The following is a 21,854-nucleotide window of genomic DNA, read 5'->3' as shown; positions in this document are numbered from 1 at the left end:
CTTTCTTACGTAAGTGGCTTGATGGAGAAGGCGGTAGGGGTTAACCCACCGAGCCTTCCATCTGCAGCTCGATCAGCCGGTTGAGCTCGAGCGCGTACTCCATGGGCAGCTCCTTGGCGATCGGCTCGACGAAGCCGCGCACGATCATCGCCATGGCCTCGAACTCGGAGAGTCCGCGGCTCATCAGGTAGAAGAGCTGGTCCTCGGAGACCTTGGAGACGGTCGCCTCGTGGCCCATGGACACGTCGTCCTCGCGGACGTCGACGTACGGGTACGTGTCGGAGCGCGAGATGGTGTCGACGAGCAGCGCGTCGCACAGCACGTTCGACTTCGATCCGGCGGCGCCCTCGCCGATCTCGACGAGACCGCGGTAGGAGGTGCGGCCACCGCCGCGCGCCACGGACTTCGAGACGATGTTGGAGGACGTGTTCGGCGCCATGTGGACCATCTTGGAACCGGCGTCCTGGTGCTGGCCCTCGCCCGCGAAGGCGATGGACAGCGTCTCGCCCTTGGCGTGCTCGCCCATCAGGTAGACGGCCGGGTACTTCATGGTGACCTTGGAGCCGATGTTGCCGTCGATCCACTCCATGGTCGCGCCCTCGTACGCCACGGCGCGCTTGGTGACCAGGTTGTAGACGTTGTTCGACCAGTTCTGGATGGTCGTGTAGCGGCAGCGGGCGCCCTTCTTCACGATGATCTCGACCACCGCGGAGTGCAGGGAGTCCGACTTGTAGATCGGCGCGGTGCAGCCCTCGACGTAGTGGACGTAGGCGTCCTCGTCGACGATGATCAGCGTCCGCTCGAACTGGCCCATGTTCTCCGTGTTGATACGGAAGTAGGCCTGGAGCGGGATCTCGACGTGCACGCCCTTCGGCACGTAGATGAAGGAGCCGCCCGACCACACGGCGGTGTTCAGCGCGGCGAACTTGTTGTCGCCGGCCGGGATGACGGTCCCGAAGTACTCCTTGAAGAGCTCCGGGTGCTCCTTCAGGGCGGTGTCGGTGTCGAGGAAGATGACGCCCTGCTCCTCCAGGTCCTCGCGGATCTGGTGGTAGACGACCTCGGACTCGTACTGGGCCGCGACACCGGCGACGAGGCGCTGCTTCTCCGCCTCGGGGATGCCGAGCTTGTCGTACGTGTTCTTGATGTCCTCGGGCAGGTCCTCCCAGGACTCCGCCTGCTTCTCCGTGGAGCGCACGAAGTACTTGATGTTGTCGAAGTCGATGCCCGACAGGTCCGAGCCCCAGTTCGGCATGGGCTTCTTGCCGAAGAGCTTCAGGCCCTTGAGGCGGAGCTTGGTCATCCACTCCGGCTCGGACTTCTTGTCGGAGATGTCCTTGACGACGTCCTCGTTGATGCCGCGCTTGGCAGAGGCACCGGCCGCGTCGGAGTCTGCCCAGCCGTATTCGTACTTGCCCAGGCCCTCGAGCTCAGGGTGGGCAGTCTCCTCGATGGGGAGAGTCATGCGGGGTTCCTCCCGGCGGTGCTTGCAGATGCGTTGGTGATGGTCTTGGGGGTGTTCTTGGCGCCCTTGGGGATGAACGTCGTACAGACGCCGTCACCGTGGGCGATGGTGGCCAGCCGCTGCACGTGCGTGCCGAGGAGCTGCGAGAACATCTCCGTCTCGGCCTCGCACAGCTGCGGGAACTGCTCGGCGACGTGCGCGACCGGGCAGTGGTGCTGGCAGAGCTGCTCGCCCTGTTGCGGGAGGGGCGCGCTGCGCGCCGTAGCAGCGTACCCGTCCGCGCTCAGGGCCTTGGCCAGCGCTGCGGTCCGTCCGCCGGGCGGTGCCCCTTCCACCGCCTCGCGGTACGCCACGGCCTGCGCGGCGATCCGGGCCCGGGCGAAGGCGACGACTGCCTCGTCCCCGCCGGCCTGCTCCTGGATCCAGCGGAGCGCGTCCGCGGCGAGCTTGTCGTAGGACTGGTCGAAGGCGTCGCGGCCGCAGTCGGTGAGCGCGAACACCTTGGCGGGCCGGCCGCGCGTACGCGCCCCGTAGACCCGCTGTTCCCGTGCCTCCACGACGTCATCGGCTACGAGGGCGTCGAGGTGGCGGCGGACGGCGGCCTGGGTGAGGCCGAGGCGTCCGGCGAGATCGGCGACGGTGGACGGGCCGTGGTCCAGGATGGAGCGCGCGACCCGGTTGCGCGTCGATCGCTCCCCGGTCGCGAGCTCCTCGTGAGGGGCCCCCGTGGGTGCCTCCTGAGCCTCGCCGACGTTTTTCACAACGCCATTGTTGCGTAATTCCTCAGACCCTGACAAGCGGGCTGGTGATCGCGCGGCGGTGCCGTGCATCACTTAGGTAGACCTAAGTAGATACGTGGCGTGACCTGCGGAAACGATCTTTGATCGATCAGAGTCGGGCGGCTCCGGCGCGTAAATGCGTGGCGCCGCAGCGGCCCCGCCGGGACACTGCCGACCATGCCCGCACCCCTCCCCACCGGCCCGCTCGTCACCCGGGCCTCGCTCGCGTGCGACCTTCGCGCGCTCGGTGTCGAGGCCGGCGAGATCCTGCTCGTGCACTCCTCCCTCAGCAGCCTCGGCTGGGTCAACGGCGGGCAGGCAGCCGTCGTCCAGGCCCTCCTCGACGCACTCGGCGACGACGGCACGCTGGTCGTGCCCGCGCACTCCGGCGACCTCACAGATCCGGCGCTCTGGAGCGACCCGCCGGTGCCGGCGGACTGGTGGGAGACGGTCCGGGCGACCATGCCCGGTTACGACCCGCGGACCACGCCCAGCCGCTCCGTCGGCGTGATCCCCGAGGCCGTACGCAGCTGGCCGGGCGCCCTGCGCAGCGCGCACCCCCAGACGTCGTTCGCCGCGCTCGGCCCGCGCGCCGCCGAGATCGTCGAGGGGCACGCGCCGGACTGCCGGCTCGGCGAGCGCAGTCCGCTGGCCCGTCTGGAGGAACGGGGCGCACGCGTGCTGATGCTCGGCGCGGGATACGGGGCATGCACGGGCTTCCATCTGGCCGAGTACCGCGTCCCGCACCGCACGGAGGACGCCGGCCGTCCGGGTCCCGCCGGCTGGGAGCACGTCGGCGAGGTGGCGATCAGCGCGGACCGCTTCGACGAGCTCGGCACGGCCTTCGAACGGGACGTGCCGGTCGTGACCGGCCGGGTGGGCGCGGCGCAGACGCGTCTGTTCCCGCTGGCGGACGCGGTGGCCTACGCACAGAAGTGGCTCCCCGCGCACCGCCCGCCGCGGCCCTAGAGGCGACGGCCCCGGGGCCCAGGGCCTGTCCGGCGGATCGTGTCGCGGGCCCTAGAGATCCTCCTCGCGCTCGGGCCGCCCCATGAACCAGTACGAGCCCGCGACCAGCAGCCCGCCGCCCACGATGTTGCCCGGCACGGTGAACGCCAGGTTCCGCAGCAGATCGCCGAACCCCGCGCTCCCGTCCAGGATCGCCAGGCTGAACAGGGCCATGTTCGCCACGCAGTGCTCGAACCCGACGGCCACGAACACGAACACCGGGATCCACAGCACGAAGATCTTCGCCCCGTCGCCCTTGGCCCGGTAGAACATCCAGATCGCGAGGCACACGAGGAGATTGCACAGCACGGCCCGCCAGAACAGCTGGCCCCCGGCCAGGGCCTCCTTGCCGTGGACCATCTCCGCGAGCATGGCGCGGGCCGGCGTACCGGAGGCGACCCCGGACGCGTGCACCATCGCGCCGAACAGGAACGCTCCCACGCCGTTGCCCGCCAGCGACAGCGCCCAGCTGCCCGCCAGGTCCTTCGCCCCCGTCCGTCCGGTGAGCGCGCCGATGAGCATCACCATCACGTTGCTGGTGAACAGCTGCGCCCCGGCGAACATCACGATCGTCAAGGCGATCGGGAAGACCAGCCCCTCCAGCAGCCTGGTCGCCGCGGAACCCGCCTGGACGAACGGGGACACCGCGACGAGCAGCAGCACTTCGCCGACCCCGATGTACGCGCCCGCGAGCACGGCCGAGACGAAGTAGCGCGGTGTCCGTCGCAGATCGTGCGCCTTGTGGGCGGCCTGCTCGGACGTCTCCTCCACGTTCTGCGCGATGCTGGTCACATATCGACGCTAGGTCCGCCCCGGTCCGGTGCTGACCGGAAAAGGTCACCTGCGCCGGGACCTGCCGCCCCGCCCGCCCGGGACCTGCGACCCGTCCCTAGACTTGCCCACCATGCGAAGCGAGCCCGTCGTCCACCTCACCGCACTGGTGAAGCGGTACGGAAACAAGACCGCGGTCGACGGTCTCGACCTCACGGCAGCCCCCGGCATCACGGCGGTCCTCGGCCCCAACGGCGCGGGCAAGACCACCACGATCGAGACCTGCGAGGGCTACCGGCGGGCGGACTCGGGCACCGTCCGCGTCCTCGGCCTCGACCCGGTCGGGCAGGCCTCGGCGCTGCGCCCCCGCATCGGCGTGATGCTGCAGTCCGGCGGCGTCTACTCGGGCGCCCGCGCCGACGAGATGCTGCGCCACATCGCGAAGCTGCACGCCCACCCGCTCGATGTGGACGCCCTCATCGAGCGCCTGGGGCTCGGCAGTTGCGGCCGCACGACGTACCGCCGGCTGTCCGGCGGTCAGCAGCAGCGCCTCGCCCTCGCGATGGCCGTGGTCGGCCGCCCCGACCTGGTCTTCCTCGACGAGCCGACGGCGGGTCTCGACCCGCAGGCCCGCCGCGCCACCTGGGACCTGGTCAGGGACCTGCGCGCCGACGGCGTCTCGGTCATCCTCACCACGCACCACATGGACGAGGCCGAGCAGCTCGCCGACGACGTGGCGATCGTCGACGCCGGCAAGGTCATCGCGCAGGGCTCCCCGGAGCAGCTGTGCCGCGGCGGCGCCGAGAACACCCTGCGCTTCACGGGCCGCCCCGGTCTGGACGTGGCCTCGCTCCTCAAGGCCCTGCCCGCCGACTCCGCGGCCGCCGAACTGACCCCCGGCTCCTACCGCGTGGCCGGCAAGGTCGACCCGCAGCTCCTGGCGACGGTCACTTCCTGGTGCGCCCAGCACGGCGTGATGCCGGACAAGATCTCCGTCGAGCGGCACACCCTCGAAGACGTCTTCCTCGAACTGACCGGCAAGGAGCTGCGCGGATGAGCGCCGGTACGTACACCCCCCGCCCCGGAGCGGCACCGCTGCCCCGCATGATCGCCACGCAGGCCGCGCTCGAGACGAAGATGCTGCTCCGCAACGGCGAGCAGCTCCTTCTCACCGTCGTCATCCCCACCCTCCTGCTGGTCCTGTTCTCGTCCGTCGACATCGTCGACACGGGCTCCGGCAAGGCCGTCGACTTCCTGGCCCCCGGGATCCTGGCGCTCGCCGTGATGTCGACGGCGTTCACCGGCCAGGCGATCGCGACGGGCTTCGAGCGCCGCTACGGCGTCCTCAAGCGGCTCGGCGCCTCACCGCTGCCCCGCTGGGGGCTGATGGCGGCCAAGACCCTCTCGGTCCTGGTCACCGAGATCCTCCAGGTCGTCCTCCTCACGGTCATCGCGTTCGCCCTGGGCTGGTCCCCGCACGGCAATCCCTTCGCCGTGCTGCTGCTCCTGGTCCTCGGCACCGCCGCCTTCTCCGGTCTCGGCCTGCTCATGGCCGGCACGCTCAAGGCGGAGGCGACGCTCGCCGCGGCCAACCTGGTCTTCCTGCTCCTGCTGGTCGGCGGCGGCGTCATCGTGCCCCTCGACAAGTTCCCCGAAGCAGCCCAGTCGGTGCTCGGTCTGCTGCCCATCTCGGCGCTCTCCGACGGCCTGCGCGACGTCCTCCAGCACGGCGCCCCGATGCCCTGGGGCGACCTGGGCATCCTCGGTGTCTGGGCGGTCCTGGGGCTCGGCGCGGCGGGCCGTTTCTTCCGCTGGGAGTGACCGGCAGGGCGTAACGGGCGTCACAGATGGCCCACTTACGTCCCCCTCGTGAAGGCGTGCACAAGCGGCCCCCTACGATGGGACCCGTGCCAAACGTGACCCGCGCCGACGCCGTCCAGGCGATCCGCAGCCCGCTCGCCTTCATCGCCGAGCGCTGGACCCCCACGCAGCGGACCGTCCAGCGCGCGGCGCTGTCCGCCGTCGTCATGACGGTGGTGATCGTCGTGACCGGCGGCGCGGTGCGCCTGACCGGGTCGGGCCTCGGCTGCCCGACCTGGCCCAAGTGCACCGACCAGTCGCTGACCGCGACGAGCGAGATGGGCTTCCACGGAGCCATCGAGTTCGGCAATCGCATGCTCACGTACGTGCTGTGCGCCGCGGTCGGCTGGGCGATCATCGCCGCCCGCTCGCAGAAGCCGTGGCGGCGCTCGCTGACCCGGCTCGGCTGGACCCAGTTCTGGGTCGTCATGGGCAACGCGGTGCTCGGCGGCATCGTCGTGCTGGTCGGTCTCAACCCGTACACGGTCGCGGCCCACTTCATCCTGACCACCGCCCTCCTCACGGTCGCCGTGCTCATGTGGCAGCGCACCCGCGAGGGCGACACGGAGCCGCGCCCGCTGGTCGGCAAGTCGATCAAGCAGCTCGTCTGGTTCCTGATCCTGGCGTCGGGTCTCCTCATCGCGGTCGGCACGGTGGTCACCGGTGCCGGCCCGCACGCGGGTGACTCCAGCGACGTCCACCGCATGCCGCTCGACTGGGAGACGGTCAGCAAGGTGCACGCGGTCCTGGCCTGGATCGTGGTGACGCTGACCTTCGCCCTCTGGTTCGTCCTGAAGGCCGTCGACGCCCCCAAGGGCCCGCTGCACCGCACCCGCGACCTGTTCCTGATCCTGCTCGCCCAGGGGATCATCGGGTACGTCCAGTACTTCACGGACCTGCCCGAGGTCCTGGTCGGACTGCACATGCTGGGCTCGGCACTGGTGTGGATCGGCGTCCTGCGCGTCGCCCTGTCCCTGCGCGAGCGACCGGAGACGACGGTGGGCCTCCCGGCCCAGGCCGACCCGGAACTCTCGGCCGTCTGACCCGGGCCCGGGCCGCCTCGCCCGTCGCCTCACTCCGAAGTCGGCGAGCCGTCCGCGCTCCTGACGTCGAGCCCGTAGACCCGCCGGGCCGTCCCCGCCGCGATCATCGACGCCACCCGCTGCGCGTCCCCGAGGGACCACGACCCTTCGGCGACCCAGCCCCCGAGCACCCGGCCCAGCGCCTCACGGAACAGCCGGGCGCCCACCACGTGCAGCTCCGGGATGCCGTGGGCCCCGCTGGAGAACAGCAGCTTGCCGAACGGGGTCAGTTCGAGGATCTCCGCGAGGACCGCGGCGGCCCGGGCCCCGGTGCGGGCCAGTGCCGGACCAAGGTCGGCGTAGACATGGGGGAAGATCCCGGCCAGATGGGCGGCGTGCCGGTGGTACGGATAGCCGTGCAGCAGGATCAGGTCGGTGCCGAGGCCGGCCGTGGCCCGCGCGAAGTCCGTCAGCAGCACCGGGTCCGTGCGATCGATGCGCAGGCCCGGTTCACCGAGCCCGGCGTGCAGTTGGAGCGGCCGGCCCGACGCCACGGCGATCCACAGCACATGGCGCAGCAGGACCGGATCCGTCAGGGGCCCGCCCACCGTGCGCCCGGCGAGCCAGCGCCCCGCCGCGCCGCGCACCTCGCCCGGCCCCGGCGGCTGCGGCGCGAGGGCGAGGCCGTGGCGGACGCCCGCGACCGAGGTGAAGGCCACGGCGCTCGCGGCCGCGGCGTGCACCGACTCGGCGAGGTTCGCGAGGAAGGACTCGACGGTTCCGGAGGTGTCCGCGACCTGCTCGGCCAGTAATTCGAGGCGGACGATCTCGTGCGCCGCCGCCTCCCCGGCACGGGCCATCTCGGCGGGCCCGGTCAGGTCGCCGGGCAGCCCCGTGTCCACGAGGTACGTGGTGATGCCGCTGCCGCGCAGGAGCCGTCGGCCCGCTTCCATGACCCCGAGTTCGCGGCGCCTGGCCAGATAGCGGGCGGGCGGGCAGTGGGGTTCCAGACCGAGCAGCGGCGGGCACCAGCGGCGCACCGCGAAGCCGGTCTGGGTGTCGAAGAAGGTGGTGCCGGGGGCGGGCGGCCCCTCGCCCCGGCCGAGGTGGGCCTCGAACGTGCCGAGGCCCAGTTCCGTACGCAGCACCCCGTGGCAGTACTGATCCACCAGGGACGGCGTTTCGATCATCCGGGCTCCCGTAGATGGACCGTGCTCCTACAGTCCTAACGGGTGAACGGGCGCCTGGTGTTGCTCAACCGTGAGTCGTACACCTGCGCCCATGGCCACCGGAGGCCCGGCGTCAGCCGCCGAGCTGGATGCCCGCCATGCGCTTCCACTCGTACGGGCCGGTCTCCACCTTCGCGGCGAAGTCGCCGTCGAAGTCCTCGTGGACCGTGATGCCGGCCTTCTCGACCGCCTTCTGGGCGACCTCGTAGGTGGTGGCCACCAGGTCGCCCCAGCCGCCGTCCTCGCCGACGAGGACGATGCGGGTGCCGCGCTCGCCGATGTACGCCAGCTGTCCCTCGGCGCCGCCGTGCGCCTTGGCGAACGCGCCGATCTCCTTGGCCAGCCTGGCCGCCCGGCGCTCGTCCTTCGCCGCCCGACGGGGCGCCTCAACCGCTTGAGTCTCTGCCATGAACAGGATGCTACCGACGAGTAGCCAAACAAGCGATGGGTGGGGTGCGTGGCCTGGGCCACGCACCCCACCCATCGGGGAAGCTCGGGGACAAGCCCGGAACGTCAGCGCAGGAAGGGGTCCACCGCGACCGCGACGAAGAGCAGGGAGACGTAGGTGATCGACCAGTGGAACAGCCGCATCTCCTTGAGCTTCCCGCCCGTGATCTCGGCCTTGGCGCGGTTCTGCAGACCGTGCGCCTCCCACAGCCAGGCACCGCCCGCCACCAGGGCGACGGCCGTGTAGAACCAGCCCGTGTAGCCGAGCGGCGTCAGGAGGAGCGAGACACCGACCATCAGCCAGCTGTAGACGACGATCTGCCGCGCGACCACCTTGTTCGAGGCGATGACCGGAAGCATCGGCACGCCCACGCGCGCGTAGTCGTCCTTCACCTTCATGGACAGCGGCCAGTAGTGCGGCGGCGTCCAGAAGAACATGACCATGAAGAGGATGATCGGCGCCCACGACATGGAGTCGGTGACCGACGACCAGCCGATGAGGACGGGCAGGCAGCCCGCGATGCCGCCCCACACGATGTTCTGCGACGTGCGGCGCTTCAGGATCATCGTGTAGACGACCACATAGAAGAGCAGCGCCCCCAGCGACAGCCAGGCCGACAGCCAGTTGACCGCGAAGCCGAACAGCAGCGTGGAGATCACCGCGAGGGAGATGCCGAAGACCAGGCACTCGTTCGGGCTCACCATGCCGGTGACCAGCGGCCGCTGCGACGTGCGGTCCATGAGGGCGTCGATGTCGCGGTCGTACCACATGTTCAGCGCATTGGCGCCGCCCGCGGAGAGGTAGCCGCCGAGGCAGGTGATCAGCACCAGCTTCAGGTCCGGCACACCCTGCTCGGCGAGGAACATCACCGGCACCGTGGTGATGAGCAGAAGTTCGATGATCCGCGGCTTGGTCAGCGCCACGAACGCCTTCACACGGGCCCCGAACGGCCGCTGGCCCCGGCTGCTGCTCGTGCTGCTCGTCCCGAGCGCTCCCGGTGGACGGGATTCGACGGCCGTCACGCACACCCCTGACAAAGACTCCAGCGAGCCCCCAAGCAGTCCACTTGGATGTGAAGTCCCGGTAAAGGCTCGCGCGTACCACGCCACTGTAGACGTTGCCTATACCTCGCCCTTCGCGGGGGTGGGGTCGTGTTGGGCAGCATGCCGCGAAGGACGCAACGCGGACCCGCGGCGGCTTCCCCGAACCGGTCGCGCGCTTCCTCCAGATGAGCTTTCACGTCTCCGGATGAGCCCCCAGATGAGCGGCTCCGTATTCACGTGACGAACGGCGTCGATCCCTGTCAGGAGGCGGATTCGACGGAGTCCCGGCAGTCTGGAATGACTCGAAAAAATGCACGTCTCAGGACGGGTAGGCTCGACAACGGCCGGTGAGACCGACGTCACCGGTTATCAGACATGTGGAGAGGAGCCCTGACTCAGGGTGAGCACCAAGCCGACCACCACAGACCTCGAGTGGACCGATGTGGACCAGCGGGCCGTTGACACCGCTCGCGTCCTGGCCGCCGACGCCGTACAGAAGGTCGGCAACGGCCATCCCGGTACGGCGATGAGCCTGGCCCCGGCCGCGTACACCCTCTTCCAGAAGGTGATGCGACACGACCCGGCGGACGCCGACTGGGTCGGCCGGGACCGGTTCGTCCTGTCCGCGGGCCACTCGTCCCTGACCCTCTACATCCAGCTCTACCTGGCCGGGTTCGGCCTGGAGCTGGACGACCTGAAGGCGTTCCGGACGTGGGGTTCCAAGACCCCCGGCCACCCGGAGTACGGCCACACCACCGGCGTCGAGACCACCACGGGCCCGCTGGGCCAGGGTGTCGCCAATGCCGTGGGCATGGCGATGGCCGCCCGCTACGAGCGCGGTCTGTTCGACCCGGAGGCCGCCCCGGGCACCTCCCCGTTCGACCACTTCATCTACGCGATCGCCGGTGACGGCTGCCTCCAGGAGGGCATCTCCTCCGAGGCGTCCTCGCTCGCGGGCCACCAGCAGCTCGGCAACCTGATCCTGCTGTGGGACGACAACCACATCTCGATCGAGGGCGACACCGAGACCGCGGTCTCCGAGGACACCCTCAAGCGCTACGAGGCGTACGGCTGGCACGTCCAGCGCGTGGCCCCGAAGGCGGACGGCGACCTCGACCACGAGGCGATCTACGCCGCCGTCGAGGCGGCCAAGAAGGTCACGGACAAGCCGTCCTTCATCGCGATGCGCTCGATCATCGCCTGGCCCGCCCCGAACGCGCAGAACACCGAGGCCGCGCACGGCTCGGCGCTCGGCGACGACGAGGTGGCCGCCACCAAGCGCGTGCTGGGCTTCGACCCGGAGCAGACCTTCGAGGTCTCCGACGAGGTCATCGGCCACACCCGCAAGGCCCTCGACCGCGGCGCCCAGGCCAAGGCCGAGTGGGAGAAGTCGTTCCAGGAGTGGCGCACCGCCAACCCGGAGCGCGCCGCCGAGTTCGACCGCATCAACGCGGGCGAGCTGCCGGCCGGCTGGGAGGAGAAGCTCCCGGTCTTCGAGACCGGCAAGGGCGTCGCGACGCGTGCCGCGTCCGGCAAGGTCCTGCAGGCGCTCGGCCCGGTCATCCCCGAGCTGTGGGGCGGCTCCGCCGACCTCGCCGGCTCGAACAACACCACCATCGACAAGACGTCGTCCTTCCTGCCGAAGGGCAACCCGCTGCCGGAGGCCGACCCCTACGGCCGCACCGTCCACTTCGGTATCCGCGAGCACTCCATGGCCGCGGAGATGAACGGCATCGCGCTGCACGGCCACACGCGCATCTACGGCGGCACCTTCCTGGTGTTCTCCGACTACATGCGCAACGCCGTGCGCCTGTCGGCCCTGATGCACCTGCCGGTGACGTACGTGTGGACGCACGACTCCATCGGTCTCGGTGAGGACGGCCCGACGCACCAGCCGGTCGAGCACCTCGCCTCGCTGCGCGCGATCCCCGGCCTCAACGTCGTCCGCCCGGCGGACGCCAACGAGACCGTCATCGCCTGGCGCGAGATCCTGCGCCGCGGCAAGAAGGACTACGGCACGAGCAAGCCGCACGGTCTGGCCCTGACCCGTCAGGGTGTGCCGACCTACGAGCCCAACGAGGACACCGTCAAGGGCGGTTACGTGCTCGTCGAGGCCTCCAAGGAGACCCCGGACCTGATCCTCATCGCCACCGGCTCCGAGGTGCAGCTCGCCGTCGAGGCGCGCGAGACGCTGGAGGCCGAGGGTGTCGCCACGCGCGTCGTGTCGATGCCGTCCGTCGAGTGGTTCGAGGAGCAGGACCAGGGGTACCGGGACAGCGTCCTGCCGCCGGCCGTCAAGGCGCGGGTGGCCGTCGAGGCCGGTATCGCTCTGACGTGGCACAAGTACGTCGGGGACGCCGGCCGCATCGTCTCGCTGGAGCACTTCGGTGCTTCGGCCGACGCCAAGGTCCTCTTCCGCGAGTTCGGGTTCACGCCCGAGAACGTGGTCGCGAAGGCCCGGGAATCCCTGGCCGCGGCTCAGCGCTGACGCCCGTACACGACACGTAGGAGATGCAATTTCCATGACAGACGCACTGAAGCGCCTCTCCGAGGAGGGCGTCGCGATCTGGCTGGACGACCTGTCGCGCAAGCGGATCACGTCCGGCAACCTCGCCGAACTGATCGACCAGCAGCACGTCGTGGGCGTCACCACCAACCCGTCGATCTTCCAGAAGGCGATCTCCAGCGGTGACGGGTACGAGCAGCAGGTCGCCGACCTCGCCGCCCGCAAGGTCACCGTCGAAGAGGCCATCCGCATGATCACGACGGCGGACGTCCGGGACGCCGCCGACATCCTGCGTCCGGTCTTCGACTCGACCGGTGGCCAGGACGGCCGCGTGTCGATCGAGGTCGACCCGCGCCTGGCCCACAACACGGCGGCCACGGTCGCCGAGGCCAAGCAGCTGGCCTGGCTCGTGGACCGCCCGAACACGCTCATCAAGATCCCGGCGACGAAGGCGGGCCTGCCCGCGATCACCGAGGTCATCGGCAAGGGCATCAGCGTCAACGTCACGCTGATCTTCTCGCTGGAGCGCTACCGCGAGGTCATGGACGCCTACCTCGCCGGTCTGGAGAAGGCCAAGGCCGCCGGCCTGGACCTGTCCAAGATCCACTCGGTCGCGTCCTTCTTCGTGTCCCGTGTGGACACCGAGATCGACAAGCGGCTCGACGCCCTGGGCACGGACGAGGCCAAGGCCGCGCGCGGCAAGGCCGCCGTCGCCAACGCCCGGCTGGCGTACGAGGCGTTCGAGGAGGTCTTCTCCTCCGACCGCTGGGCCGCGCTCGACAAGGCGCAGGCCAACAAGCAGCGTCCGCTGTGGGCCTCGACCGGCGTGAAGGACCCGGCCTACAAGCCGACCCTCTACGTCGACGACCTGGTCGCCCCGGGCACGGTGAACACCATGCCGGAGGCCACCCTGGACGCCGAGGCCGAGCACGGCGCGGTCACCGGCAACACCATCGCGGGCACGTACGACCAGGCCCGCGCGGAGATCGAGGCCGTCGAGAAGCTGGGGATCTCGTACGACGAGGTCGTGCAGCTGCTCGAGGACGAGGGCGTCGAGAAGTTCGAGGCGTCCTGGAACGACCTGCTCAAGTCGACCGAGGCGGAGCTCAAGCGCCTCGCCCCCTCGGAGGGCTGAAACCTTGACCGCACACGGAGCCAACCCGCTCCGTGACGCCGCAGACCGACGGCTCCCGCGCATCGCGGGGCCGTCGGGTCTGGTGATCTTCGGCGTTACGGGCGATTTGTCACGTAAAAAGCTGATGCCTGCCGTGTACGACCTCGCCAACCGGGGCCTGCTGCCCCCGGGTTTCTCGCTGATCGGGTTCGCCCGCCGCGAGTGGCAGGACGAGGACTTCGCGCAGGAGGTGCACGACGCGGTCAAGCAGCACGCGCGGACGCCGTTCCGTGAAGAGGTCTGGCAGCAGCTCATCCAGGGCATGCGCTTCGTCCAGGGCAACTTCGACGACGACGAGGCCTTCGAGACCCTGAAGTCCACGATCCAGGACCTCGACAAGTCGCAGGGGACGGGCGGGAACTTCGCGTTCTACCTCTCCGTACCCCCCAAGTTCTTCCCGCAGGTCGTGCAGCAGCTGAAGAAGCACGGCCTGGCGGACGCCCCGGAGGGCTCGTGGCGGCGCGCCGTCATCGAGAAGCCCTTCGGCCACGACCTCGCGTCGGCCAAGGAGCTGAACGCGATCGTGCACGAGGTGTTCGACCCGGACCAGGTGTTCCGGATCGACCACTACCTCGGCAAGGAGACGGTCCAGAACATTCTGGCGCTGCGTTTCGCGAACCAGATGTTCGAGCCGATCTGGAACCGGTCGTACGTCGACCACGTGCAGATCACGATGGCCGAGGACATCGGCATCGGCGGCCGTGCCGGCTACTACGACGGCATCGGCGCCGCCCGCGACGTCATCCAGAACCACCTGCTCCAGCTGATGGCGCTGACCGCCATGGAGGAGCCCGCCTCCTTCGACGCGGACGCGCTGGTCGCCGAGAAGGCCAAGGTGCTCGGCGCGATCAAGCTGCCGAAGGACCTCGGCAAGGACACCGTGCGCGGCCAGTACGCGGCCGGGTGGCAGGGCGGCGAGAAGGCCGTCGGCTACCTCCAGGAAGACGGCATCGACCCCAAGTCGAAGACCGACACGTACGCGGCCATCAAGCTGGAGGTGGACAACCGCCGTTGGGCGGGGGTGCCCTTCTACCTGCGTACGGGCAAGCGGCTGGGGCGACGCGTCACCGAGATCGCCGTCGTCTTCCAGCGCGCCCCGCACTCCCCCTTCGACCACACGGCGACGGAGGAGCTGGGCCAGAACGCGATCGTGATCCGCGTCCAGCCGGACGAGGGCATCACGGTCCGCTTCGGCTCGAAGGTGCCGGGCACGTCGATGGAGATCCGGGACGTGTCGATGGACTTCGCGTACGGCGAGTCCTTCACCGAGTCGAGTCCGGAGGCGTACGAACGGCTCATCCTGGACGTCCTGCTGGGCGACTCGAACCTCTTCCCGCGCACGGAGGAGGTCGAGCTGTCCTGGAACATCCTCGACCCGATCGAGGACTACTGGGACACGCACGGCAAGCCCGCGCAGTACCCGTCCGGCACGTGGGGGCCCGCCGAGGCGGACGAAATGCTCGCACGAGACGGACGGAGCTGGCGTCGCCCATGAAGATCGACCTCACGGACACCACGTCCAGCAAGATCAACAAAGCGCTCGTCAAGGGCCGCCGCGCCATCGGCACCCCCGCCGTCGGCATGGTGCTCACCCTCGTCATCGTCACCGACGAGGAGAACGCCTACGACGCCCTGAGAGCGGCCAACGACGCGTCGCGCGAGCACCCCTCGCGCACGCTGGTCGTCATCAAGCGCGTCTCCCGCTCCCCGCGTGACCGCACCAAGTCGCGGCTCGACGCCGAGGTACGGGTCGGCGCCGAGGCGGGCACCGGCGAGACCGTCGTCCTGCGCCTGTACGGCGAGGTCGTCAACCACGCCCAGTCGGTCGTCCTGCCGCTGCTGCTGCCGGACGCCCCGACGGTCGTCTGGTGGCCCGTGGACGCGCCGCTGGACCCGGCGAACGACCCGCTGGGCGCGCTCGCCCAGCGCCGTGTCACGGACACGTACGCGGCCGAGCAGCCGGTGCACGAGCTGGAGGCCCGCGCGGCGTCCTACTCCCCCGGCGACACGGACCTGTCCTGGACCCGGATCACGCCGTGGCGCTCCATGCTGGCGGCCGCTCTGGACCAGGTGACGTGCGACGTCACGTCGGTCGAGGTCGAGGGCGAGGAGTTCAACCCGAGCTGCGAGCTGCTGGCGATGTGGCTCGCGGACCGGCTCGACGTGCCGGTGCGGCGCACGCTCTCGGCGGGTCCTGGGCTGACCGGCGTCCGCCTGGAGTCCACCTGCGGTCCGATCGTCCTCGACCGGGCCGACGGCACCCTGGCCACGCTCTCCATCCAGGGCCAGCCGGACCGCGCGGTCGCGCTCAAGCGCCGTGAGACGTCCGAGCTGATCGCGGAGGAGCTGCGGCGCCTCGACCCGGACGACACGTATGCGGCCTCCCTGAGGTTCGGTGTGGACCGGCTGGGTGAGCCCGCGGACCAGACGACGGTGCCGGACACAGGGTCCTCGGCGGTCTCGGCGGCGCCCGCCCAGAAGGCGGCAGCCAAGAAGGCACCGGCGAAGAAGGCCCCCGCGAAGAAGACACCGGCCAAGAAGGCGGCAGCGAAGTGAGTGCAGCACCCCAACTCGTCGTCCACCGCGACAAGGAGCTGATGGCGCAGGCGGCCGCGGCCCGGCTGATCACCAAGATCGTCGACGCCCAGGCCGCCCGCGGCTACGCCTCCGTCGTCCTCACGGGCGGCCGCAACGGGAACGGCCTGCTGGCCGCGCTCGCCGCGGCGCCCGCCCGGGACGCGGTCGACTGGAGCCGCCTCGACCTGTGGTGGGGCGACGAGCGGTTCCTGCCGGACGGCGACCCCGAGCGCAACTACACGCAGGCGAAGGAGGCCCTCCTCGACAGCGTGCCGCTCAACCCCGCGCGCGTGCACCCCATGCCCGCGTCGGACGGCCCGTACGAGCCGGACGCCGCGGCCGAGGTGTACGCGGCCGAACTGGCCACCGCGGCAGGCCCCGAGGACCACGGCCCCGTGCCGACCTTCGACGTCCTGATGCTCGGCGTCGGTCCGGACACGCACGTCGCGTCGCTCTTCCCGGAGCTCCCGGCGGTCCGCGAGACCGAGCGCACGGTGGTCGGTGTGCGGGGCGCCCCGAAGCCCCCGCCCACCCGCATCACGCTCACGCTCCCGGCGATCCGGGCCGCGCGCGAGGTGTGGCTGCTCGCCGCGGGCGAGGACAAGGCGAAGGCCGCCGCGATCGCCCTGTCGGGCGCGGGCGAGGTCCAGGCCCCGGCGGCGGGCGCGTACGGCCGCTCGCGCACGCTGTGGCTGCTGGACACCGCCGCGGCGTCGCAGCTGCCGCCGGAGCTGTACCCGCCGGCCGTCGCGTAACTCCCGCCATGCGTAAGGCCCCGCATCCTCAAGGACGCGGGGCCTTACGCATGCTGCGGGACCCGGTAGTCGGAGCCGTCCTTCTCCCGGACGAGCAGGCCGTCGATGACGCAGTAGCGGCGCAGGGCGGCGGTGTCGTCGTGGACGGTGCGCAGCGCCGCGTTGACCTCCCGCTCGCTGTACGTGCGGTCGGCGTCGAAGAGGGTGTCCGTGAGGTGGACGAGGAGTTCGTGGCGCACGGTGGGGCGGACCGGGATCGTGGTCAGCCGGCCGCGGGCGAAGAACCCGGTGAGATGGCGGGGAACTCCCGTGCTGGGCTCGGGAGTCCGGGCCCGGCGGAACACCTCGGGCCCGGCGCGCAGCGCGCCGTCGTCGAGCCGCTCGACGAGCCCCGCGGCGATGAGCTTGCCCAGGTGCTTGCGCGCGGTCGGGCCGTCGGCCTCGCGCGGCGGCAGTTCGTCCAGCACTATGCGCGCGTACAGCCTGAGTCGTTCGGGGTCGGCGAGGGCCGACATGAGCTGATCCACAGGGGTGCCTCCCGGCTGGTCACAGACCTGAAGTCTCACCCGCCGGGCCGCACCCCCGCACCCGATTAACTCAACGGCCGCGCAGCTCGCGGTACTTGGCGACGAGCGCCTTGGTCGACTCGTCGAGTCCCGGCACGTCCGCGCCTTCGGTCAGGGCCGGCTCGACGCGCTTGGCGAGGACCTTGCCGAGTTCGACGCCCCACTGGTCGAAGGAGTCGATGTTCCACACGGCGCCCTGCACGAACACCTTGTGCTCGTAGAGGGCGACCAGCTGACCGAGCACGGAGGGCGTCAGGGACTTCGCGAGGATCGTCGTCGTGGGGTGGTTGCCCTTGAACGTCTTGTGCGGCACCAGCTCCGGCGGCACACCCTCCGCGCGGACCTCGTCTGGCGTCTTGCCGAACGCGAGCGCCTGCGTCTGCGCGAAGAAGTTGGCCATCAGCAGATCGTGCTGGGCGACGAGCCCCGGCTGCAGATCGGCGACGGGTTCGGCGAAGCCGATGAAGTCCGCCGGGATCAGCTTCGTGCCCTGGTGGATGAGCTGGTAGTAGGCGTGCTGGCCGTTCGTGCCGGGCGTGCCCCACACGACGGGGCCGGTCTGCCAGCCGACCTCTTCGCCGTTGCGCTGCACGTACTTGCCGTTCGACTCCATGTCGAGCTGCTGCAAGTAGGCGGTGAACTTCGACAGGTAGTGGCTGTACGGCAGCACGGCGTGCGACTGGGCGTCGTGGAAGTTGCCGTACCAGATGCCCAGCAGGCCCATCAGGAGCGGCACGTTGGACTCGGCGGGTGCGGTGCGGAAGTGCTCGTCGACGAGGTGGAAGCCGTCGAGCATCTCGCGGAAGGCGTCGGGCCCGATGGCGATCATCAGGGACAGGCCGATGGCGGAGTCATACGAGTAACGTCCGCCGACCCAGTCCCAGAACTCGAACATGTTGGCCGTGTCGATGCCGAACTCGGAGACCTTCTCCTCGTTCGTCGACAGCGCCACGAAGTGCTTGGCGACTGCTTCCTGACCGGCCCTCAGCTCGGTGAGCAGCCAGTTACGGGCGGACGTCGCGTTGGTGATCGTCTCGATGGTCGTGAAGGTCTTCGAGGCGATGACGAACAGCGTCTCGGCCGGGTCGAGGTCGCGGACGGCCTCGTGCAGGTCGGCGCCGTCGACGTTCGACACGAAGCGGACGGTGAGATCGCGGTCGGTGAAGGAGCGCAGCACCTCGTAGGCCATCGCGGGGCCGAGGTCGGAGCCGCCGATGCCGATGTTGACGACGTTCTTGATGCGCTTGCCGGTGTGGCCGGTCCACTCGCCGGAGCGGACCTTGCCGGCGAACGCGGCCATCTTGTCGAGCACCGCGTGCACCCCGGGCACCACGTTCTCGCCGTCGACCTCGATCACCGCGTCGGCCGGGGCGCGCAGCGCCGTGTGCAGCACGGCCCGGTCCTCGGTCGTGTTGATCTTCTCGCCGCGGAACATGGCGTCCCGCAGGCCGAAGACGTCGGTCGCGGCGGCCAGCTCGCGCAGCAGACGCAGCGTCTCGTCGGTGATCAGGTGCTTGGAGTAGTCGATGTGGAGATCGCCGACCTCCAGCACCAGGCCCGAGCCGCGCGCCGGGTCGGCGGCGAACAGCTCGCGCAGCTGCACGTCGCCCAGCTGCTCCCGGTGCTTGGCCAGCGCCTGCCATTCGGCCGTCTGGGTGAGCCGCGCGCGGCCCTCTGCGCCTGCTTCGAACGCGTTCATCTCGGACTTCAGCTTTCTCTCGTACGTGCGTACGTGCCTTGCCCCGCTGCTCCGTCCAACCTAATCGATCAGCAGCCGGTATGAGCAGTCTGTCCGATGCGCGCGCGGCCGTGCGGGTCAGTGTCCGCCGCGGTGCAGGCGTCCCGCGTAGTGGTCCTCCAGGCGGCCGTTGCGCTCGAAGCCGCCGGGCAGGTTGGCGGAGACGTAGACGGGCGGCTCGTGGCCCTCGGCGAGCAGCAGGGCGACGGCCTCGGCCACGACCATCTGCACGAGGAGCGCCGAGGTGATGGTGGAGACACCGCAGAGCGTGCCGCCGTCGGGCAGCGGCAGGATCGCGTCGCCGGTGGGCGCGCAGTTGTCGAGGACGGCGTCGGCGTGGTCGGCGAGCCGGCTGCCGCTCGCGTGCAGGGCGGGGACGGAACGGGTGTGCTCCAGCGAGGTGAGGGCGACCAGCGGGTGGCCCTTCTCCTTGACCAGGAGCGCCATGTCGACGATGGAGTTGTTGACGCCCGAGTTGGAGATGATCACGAAGAGGTCCTGCGGGCGCGGGGTGCTCAGTTCGTAGAGGCGGGCGGCGAGCCCGGGGCGCCGCTCCAGGAGGGGGTCGGCGAGCACCGAGCGGTCCTCGCCGCCGCGCAGGACCAGATCGTGCAGGGCGATACGCGTGGTGGGGATGAGGCCGCCCGCGCGACCCGAGATCTCCAGGGCGGTGGCCTGCGAGTGCCCAGTGCCGAAGGCGTGCACGACGCCGTCGGCGGCGACGCAGTCCGCGATGAGCCGGGCCGTCGCGGCGACGCCCTCTTTGTTGGTGGCGATGGCGCGCTCGACGTGCTCGCGCACCTGGTCCGCCAACTCGTCCGCCCCGAGCCGCTGTTCCGTCATGACCCCGACCACCTCGATTGGTTCACTGATTCAGTTCATGCCTTACGAGATGAAAGATTGAACCAGCCGAGGAGAGGCGTCAAGACGTCCCCGGCGATTCGGCGGCGAGTCGCCGGGCCAGTTCCACCGCGCCGCCGACACCGTCCGGCACGGACGAGCACCGCAGCCCCCACGGCTCCACGGCGGCGCGCAGCCGATCCCCCAACGGGCCCTCGGGGCCGAGGAGTCCGCCCGTGATGACCAGCGACTCGCCGGGGACGGGCCCCAATGCGCCTACAGAGCTCGCGAGTTGCCGGGCCGCCTCGTCGAGCAGGAACCGCGCCCGCTCGTCGCCGAGCTCCGCGGCGGTCACCACGAGGGGACTCAACTCGGCCAGCACGACCGGCCGCTGCCGGTACGCCCAGCCCGCGATCGTCTGCTTGAGGCGGTGCCGACCGGCCCAGTCGAGCGCGGGATCGGCGCTCCCCGGCGCGACACGGTCGAGCACCAGCGTCACCAGCGGGCCCCACTCCTCCCGGCCGTCCACCGCCCGCAGCGCGCCGCGCAACGCCTGCTGCCCGAGCCAGAAGCCGCTGCCGGTGTCGCCGAGCAGCCAGCCGTCGCCGTCCACGACGCGCACCGTGCGCCGCCCGGCCACCCGCGCCGCGGCCGCGCCGGTCCCCGCGATGAGCACGAGCCCGTCGGCCGGAGCCCCGGGCCCGGAGGCGCAGGCCACCTCCACGTCGCCGTGGACCCGCAGCGCCGCAGCGCCGAGCCCCAGGCGGGCCAGCGCCTCGGCCAGACATTCCTCGGCGACACTGCACCCGCGCACCGAGCCGCCGCCCTCCCCCGCGCCGGCGAACCCGCCGACGACCGCGGCGACCGCTCCGCGCAGCGCCGCGGGCACGGCTGCCGCCAGCGCATGCTCCAAGTTCCTTACGAGAGTGGGCCGTTCGACACTCAGCGCGTTGCCGGGCCCGCCGTGTCCGACGCCCACGAGCCGGCCGTCCGCGTCGACACAGCGCGCCCGGACCCGGGTGCCTCCGGCGTCGATCCCGACGGCGAGCGGAGCGACGTATTGATCGATGGATTCAGTGAGCACACCGCATGATGATTGATAGATTCAGTCCGGGACAACACCCTCACCATCAGTACGACCTGACGGCGCCGTCACCGACCGAGAGACCCTCATGATCACAGCCCGGATCCGCTCCGAACTGCCCACGCTCAGCGGCTCGTTGCGCAAGGTCGGCGCGTACGTGCTGGCCGACCCCGCCGCCGTCGCGGAGACCTCTGCGGCCGACCTGGGGCGCCGTACGGGCACCTCGCAGGCCACCGTCACCCGCTTCTGCCAGGCCCTCGGGCTGGAGACCTACCAGCGGCTGCTGCTCGAACTGGCCAAGGAGCAGGGCGAGAAGGACACCCGGGACGTCGGGGACCAGGAGCGCCCCCTGGGTCCCGACATCGGCCCGGACGACGACCTGGAGCACCTGATCTCCGTCGTCGCGCACGCGGACCTCCAGGCGCTGCGCAGCACCCGCGACCAACTGGACCGCACCGCCCTGGAAGCGGCCGCCCAGGCACTCGCCAAGGCCCGTCGCATCGATGTCTACGGCGTCGGCGGCTCGGGCATCCTGGCGCGCGAGACGGAGGCCCGGCTGTTCGGCATCGGGATGCCGGCCCGCGGCTGGACCGAGGTGCACGCCGCGGAGACCTCGGCGGCCCTGCTGACGCCCGCGGACGCGGCCGTGGCGCTGTCGCACTCGGGGCGCACCCGGGAGGTCCTGGGTCCGCTGCGGCTGGCCGCGGAGCGCGGCGCCACGACCGTCGCGGTCACCGGTGACCCGCGCTCCCCCGTCGCCCAGGCGGCCGCGGTGCACCTGACGTGGACGGCGGCCGAGACGAGCTTCCGGCGCGGCAGCTTCGGCGCGCGCCATTCGGCGCTGCTGATCCTGGACTGCCTCTACGCGCGCGTGGCGCAGCTGACCTACGAGCGGGCGACCGCGTCGATCGCGCTGACGGCCCACATCTCCGAGGAGCACGCAGCCCGTCCGCGCCGCCGTTCGTGACCGCGCCGGAGCAGAACCGGCC

20 protein-coding genes are annotated in these 21,854 nt (G+C 70.7%); 10 read left to right on the top strand and 10 right to left on the bottom strand.

The window, feature by feature from the left end; all coding sequences use genetic code 11:
• Positions 1 to 40 precede the first annotated feature (40 nt).
• Positions 41 to 1,465 carry a Fe-S cluster assembly protein SufB gene (gene sufB / locus ACQUQD_RS30835; RefSeq protein WP_428955428.1) on the bottom strand — a complete coding sequence of 475 codons (1,425 nt, stop codon included), beginning with the start codon at positions 1,463 to 1,465 and terminating at the stop codon, positions 41 to 43.
• Positions 1,462 to 2,226, bottom strand: a complete 765-nt coding sequence (locus ACQUQD_RS30830) for a helix-turn-helix transcriptional regulator (RefSeq protein WP_428955427.1) — start codon at positions 2,224 to 2,226, stop codon at positions 1,462 to 1,464. Before ACQUQD_RS30830 ends, sufB begins: the two co-directional genes overlap by 4 nt.
• 195 nt (positions 2,227 to 2,421) lie before the next feature.
• Between ACQUQD_RS30830 and ACQUQD_RS30825 the strand changes: the two genes are divergently transcribed.
• Positions 2,422 to 3,213, top strand: coding sequence for an aminoglycoside N(3)-acetyltransferase (locus ACQUQD_RS30825; protein ID WP_428955426.1), 792 nt, complete (start codon positions 2,422 to 2,424; stop codon positions 3,211 to 3,213).
• Between the two features lie 51 nt (positions 3,214 to 3,264).
• On the opposite strand, the gene ACQUQD_RS30820 is transcribed toward ACQUQD_RS30825, so the two are convergent.
• The gene (locus tag ACQUQD_RS30820; protein ID WP_428955425.1) at positions 3,265 to 4,044 is read right to left on the bottom strand and encodes a formate/nitrite transporter family protein; all 780 of its coding nucleotides are present in this window, start codon (positions 4,042 to 4,044) and stop codon (positions 3,265 to 3,267) included.
• A gap of 112 nt (positions 4,045 to 4,156) precedes the next feature.
• Between ACQUQD_RS30820 and ACQUQD_RS30815 the strand changes: the two genes are divergently transcribed.
• The 3 genes from ACQUQD_RS30815 to ACQUQD_RS30805 all read left to right on the top strand — a co-directional run bounded on the left by ACQUQD_RS30815 (position 4,157) and on the right by ACQUQD_RS30805 (position 6,926).
• The gene (locus tag ACQUQD_RS30815) at positions 4,157 to 5,080 is read left to right on the top strand and encodes an ABC transporter ATP-binding protein (protein ID WP_428955424.1); all 924 of its coding nucleotides are present in this window, start codon (positions 4,157 to 4,159) and stop codon (positions 5,078 to 5,080) included.
• Positions 5,077 to 5,844: an ABC transporter permease gene (locus ACQUQD_RS30810; RefSeq protein WP_428955423.1), complete on the top strand. Its 768-nt coding sequence runs from the start codon at positions 5,077 to 5,079 to the stop codon at positions 5,842 to 5,844. The genes ACQUQD_RS30815 and ACQUQD_RS30810 overlap by 4 nt, the downstream gene beginning before the upstream one ends.
• Before the next feature lie 77 nt (positions 5,845 to 5,921).
• Positions 5,922 to 6,926 (top strand): COX15/CtaA family protein, encoded by a 1,005-nt coding sequence (locus ACQUQD_RS30805; protein WP_428955422.1) that lies wholly within the window; start codon positions 5,922 to 5,924, stop codon positions 6,924 to 6,926.
• A 29-nt stretch (positions 6,927 to 6,955) separates the two neighbouring features.
• Here ACQUQD_RS30805 and ACQUQD_RS30800 read toward each other — a convergent pair whose 3' ends face one another.
• The 3 genes from ACQUQD_RS30800 to ACQUQD_RS30790 form a co-directional block, all read right to left on the bottom strand.
• A complete protein-coding gene (locus tag ACQUQD_RS30800) occupies positions 6,956 to 8,095 on the bottom strand; it encodes an amidohydrolase family protein (RefSeq protein ID WP_428955421.1) in 1,140 nt (379 codons plus the stop codon).
• A 112-nt stretch (positions 8,096 to 8,207) separates the two neighbouring features.
• Entirely contained in the window at positions 8,208 to 8,543 is a 336-nt protein-coding gene (locus tag ACQUQD_RS30795; protein WP_428955420.1) for a hypothetical protein, read from the bottom strand.
• A gap of 104 nt (positions 8,544 to 8,647) precedes the next feature.
• Complete coding sequence (locus tag ACQUQD_RS30790) at positions 8,648 to 9,610, bottom strand: heme o synthase (protein ID WP_428955419.1); 963 nt, start codon at positions 9,608 to 9,610, stop codon at positions 8,648 to 8,650.
• A 415-nt stretch (positions 9,611 to 10,025) separates the two neighbouring features.
• Between ACQUQD_RS30790 and tkt the strand changes: the two genes are divergently transcribed.
• From tkt to pgl, 5 genes are read left to right on the top strand one after another with little or no spacing between them, the layout of a single operon-like run.
• Positions 10,026 to 12,113, top strand: coding sequence for a transketolase (tkt, locus tag ACQUQD_RS30785; protein WP_428955418.1), 2,088 nt, complete (start codon positions 10,026 to 10,028; stop codon positions 12,111 to 12,113).
• A 34-nt stretch (positions 12,114 to 12,147) separates the two neighbouring features.
• Positions 12,148 to 13,266 (top strand): transaldolase, encoded by a 1,119-nt coding sequence (gene tal, locus ACQUQD_RS30780; protein WP_428955417.1) that lies wholly within the window; start codon positions 12,148 to 12,150, stop codon positions 13,264 to 13,266.
• A 4-nt stretch (positions 13,267 to 13,270) separates the two neighbouring features.
• The gene (gene zwf / locus ACQUQD_RS30775) at positions 13,271 to 14,800 is read left to right on the top strand and encodes a glucose-6-phosphate dehydrogenase (RefSeq protein ID WP_428955416.1); all 1,530 of its coding nucleotides are present in this window, start codon (positions 13,271 to 13,273) and stop codon (positions 14,798 to 14,800) included.
• Positions 14,797 to 15,861, top strand: coding sequence for a glucose-6-phosphate dehydrogenase assembly protein OpcA (opcA, locus tag ACQUQD_RS30770; protein ID WP_428955415.1), 1,065 nt, complete (start codon positions 14,797 to 14,799; stop codon positions 15,859 to 15,861). The genes zwf and opcA overlap by 4 nt, the downstream gene beginning before the upstream one ends.
• Positions 15,858 to 16,637: a 6-phosphogluconolactonase gene (gene pgl / locus ACQUQD_RS30765; protein WP_428955414.1), complete on the top strand. Its 780-nt coding sequence runs from the start codon at positions 15,858 to 15,860 to the stop codon at positions 16,635 to 16,637. Before opcA ends, pgl begins: the two co-directional genes overlap by 4 nt.
• A gap of 44 nt (positions 16,638 to 16,681) precedes the next feature.
• On the opposite strand, the gene ACQUQD_RS30760 is transcribed toward pgl, so the two are convergent.
• From ACQUQD_RS30760 to ACQUQD_RS30745, 4 genes are all read right to left on the bottom strand, one after another.
• Positions 16,682 to 17,164 (bottom strand): DUF2087 domain-containing protein, encoded by a 483-nt coding sequence (locus ACQUQD_RS30760; protein WP_428955413.1) that lies wholly within the window; start codon positions 17,162 to 17,164, stop codon positions 16,682 to 16,684.
• A 70-nt stretch (positions 17,165 to 17,234) separates the two neighbouring features.
• Positions 17,235 to 18,902, bottom strand: a complete 1,668-nt coding sequence (gene pgi / locus ACQUQD_RS30755) for a glucose-6-phosphate isomerase (RefSeq protein WP_428955412.1) — start codon at positions 18,900 to 18,902, stop codon at positions 17,235 to 17,237.
• A 117-nt stretch (positions 18,903 to 19,019) separates the two neighbouring features.
• Positions 19,020 to 19,784 carry a sugar isomerase domain-containing protein gene (locus ACQUQD_RS30750; protein ID WP_428955411.1) on the bottom strand — a complete coding sequence of 255 codons (765 nt, stop codon included), beginning with the start codon at positions 19,782 to 19,784 and terminating at the stop codon, positions 19,020 to 19,022.
• A gap of 79 nt (positions 19,785 to 19,863) precedes the next feature.
• The gene (locus ACQUQD_RS30745) at positions 19,864 to 20,865 is read right to left on the bottom strand and encodes an N-acetylglucosamine kinase (RefSeq protein WP_428955409.1); all 1,002 of its coding nucleotides are present in this window, start codon (positions 20,863 to 20,865) and stop codon (positions 19,864 to 19,866) included.
• Positions 20,866 to 20,953: 88 nt separating this feature from the next.
• Here ACQUQD_RS30745 and ACQUQD_RS30740 point away from each other — a divergent pair, with 88 nt between their 5' ends.
• Positions 20,954 to 21,832, top strand: coding sequence for a MurR/RpiR family transcriptional regulator (locus ACQUQD_RS30740; RefSeq protein ID WP_428955408.1), 879 nt, complete (start codon positions 20,954 to 20,956; stop codon positions 21,830 to 21,832).
• Positions 21,833 to 21,854: the final 22 nt, after the last annotated feature.

Origin of the sequence: Streptomyces sp. cg35 (genome assembly GCF_050410835.1) — a bacterium.
Lineage (GTDB): Bacteria > Actinomycetota > Actinomycetes > Streptomycetales > Streptomycetaceae > Streptomyces.
This window is presented reverse-complemented; position numbering and strand designations above follow the sequence as displayed.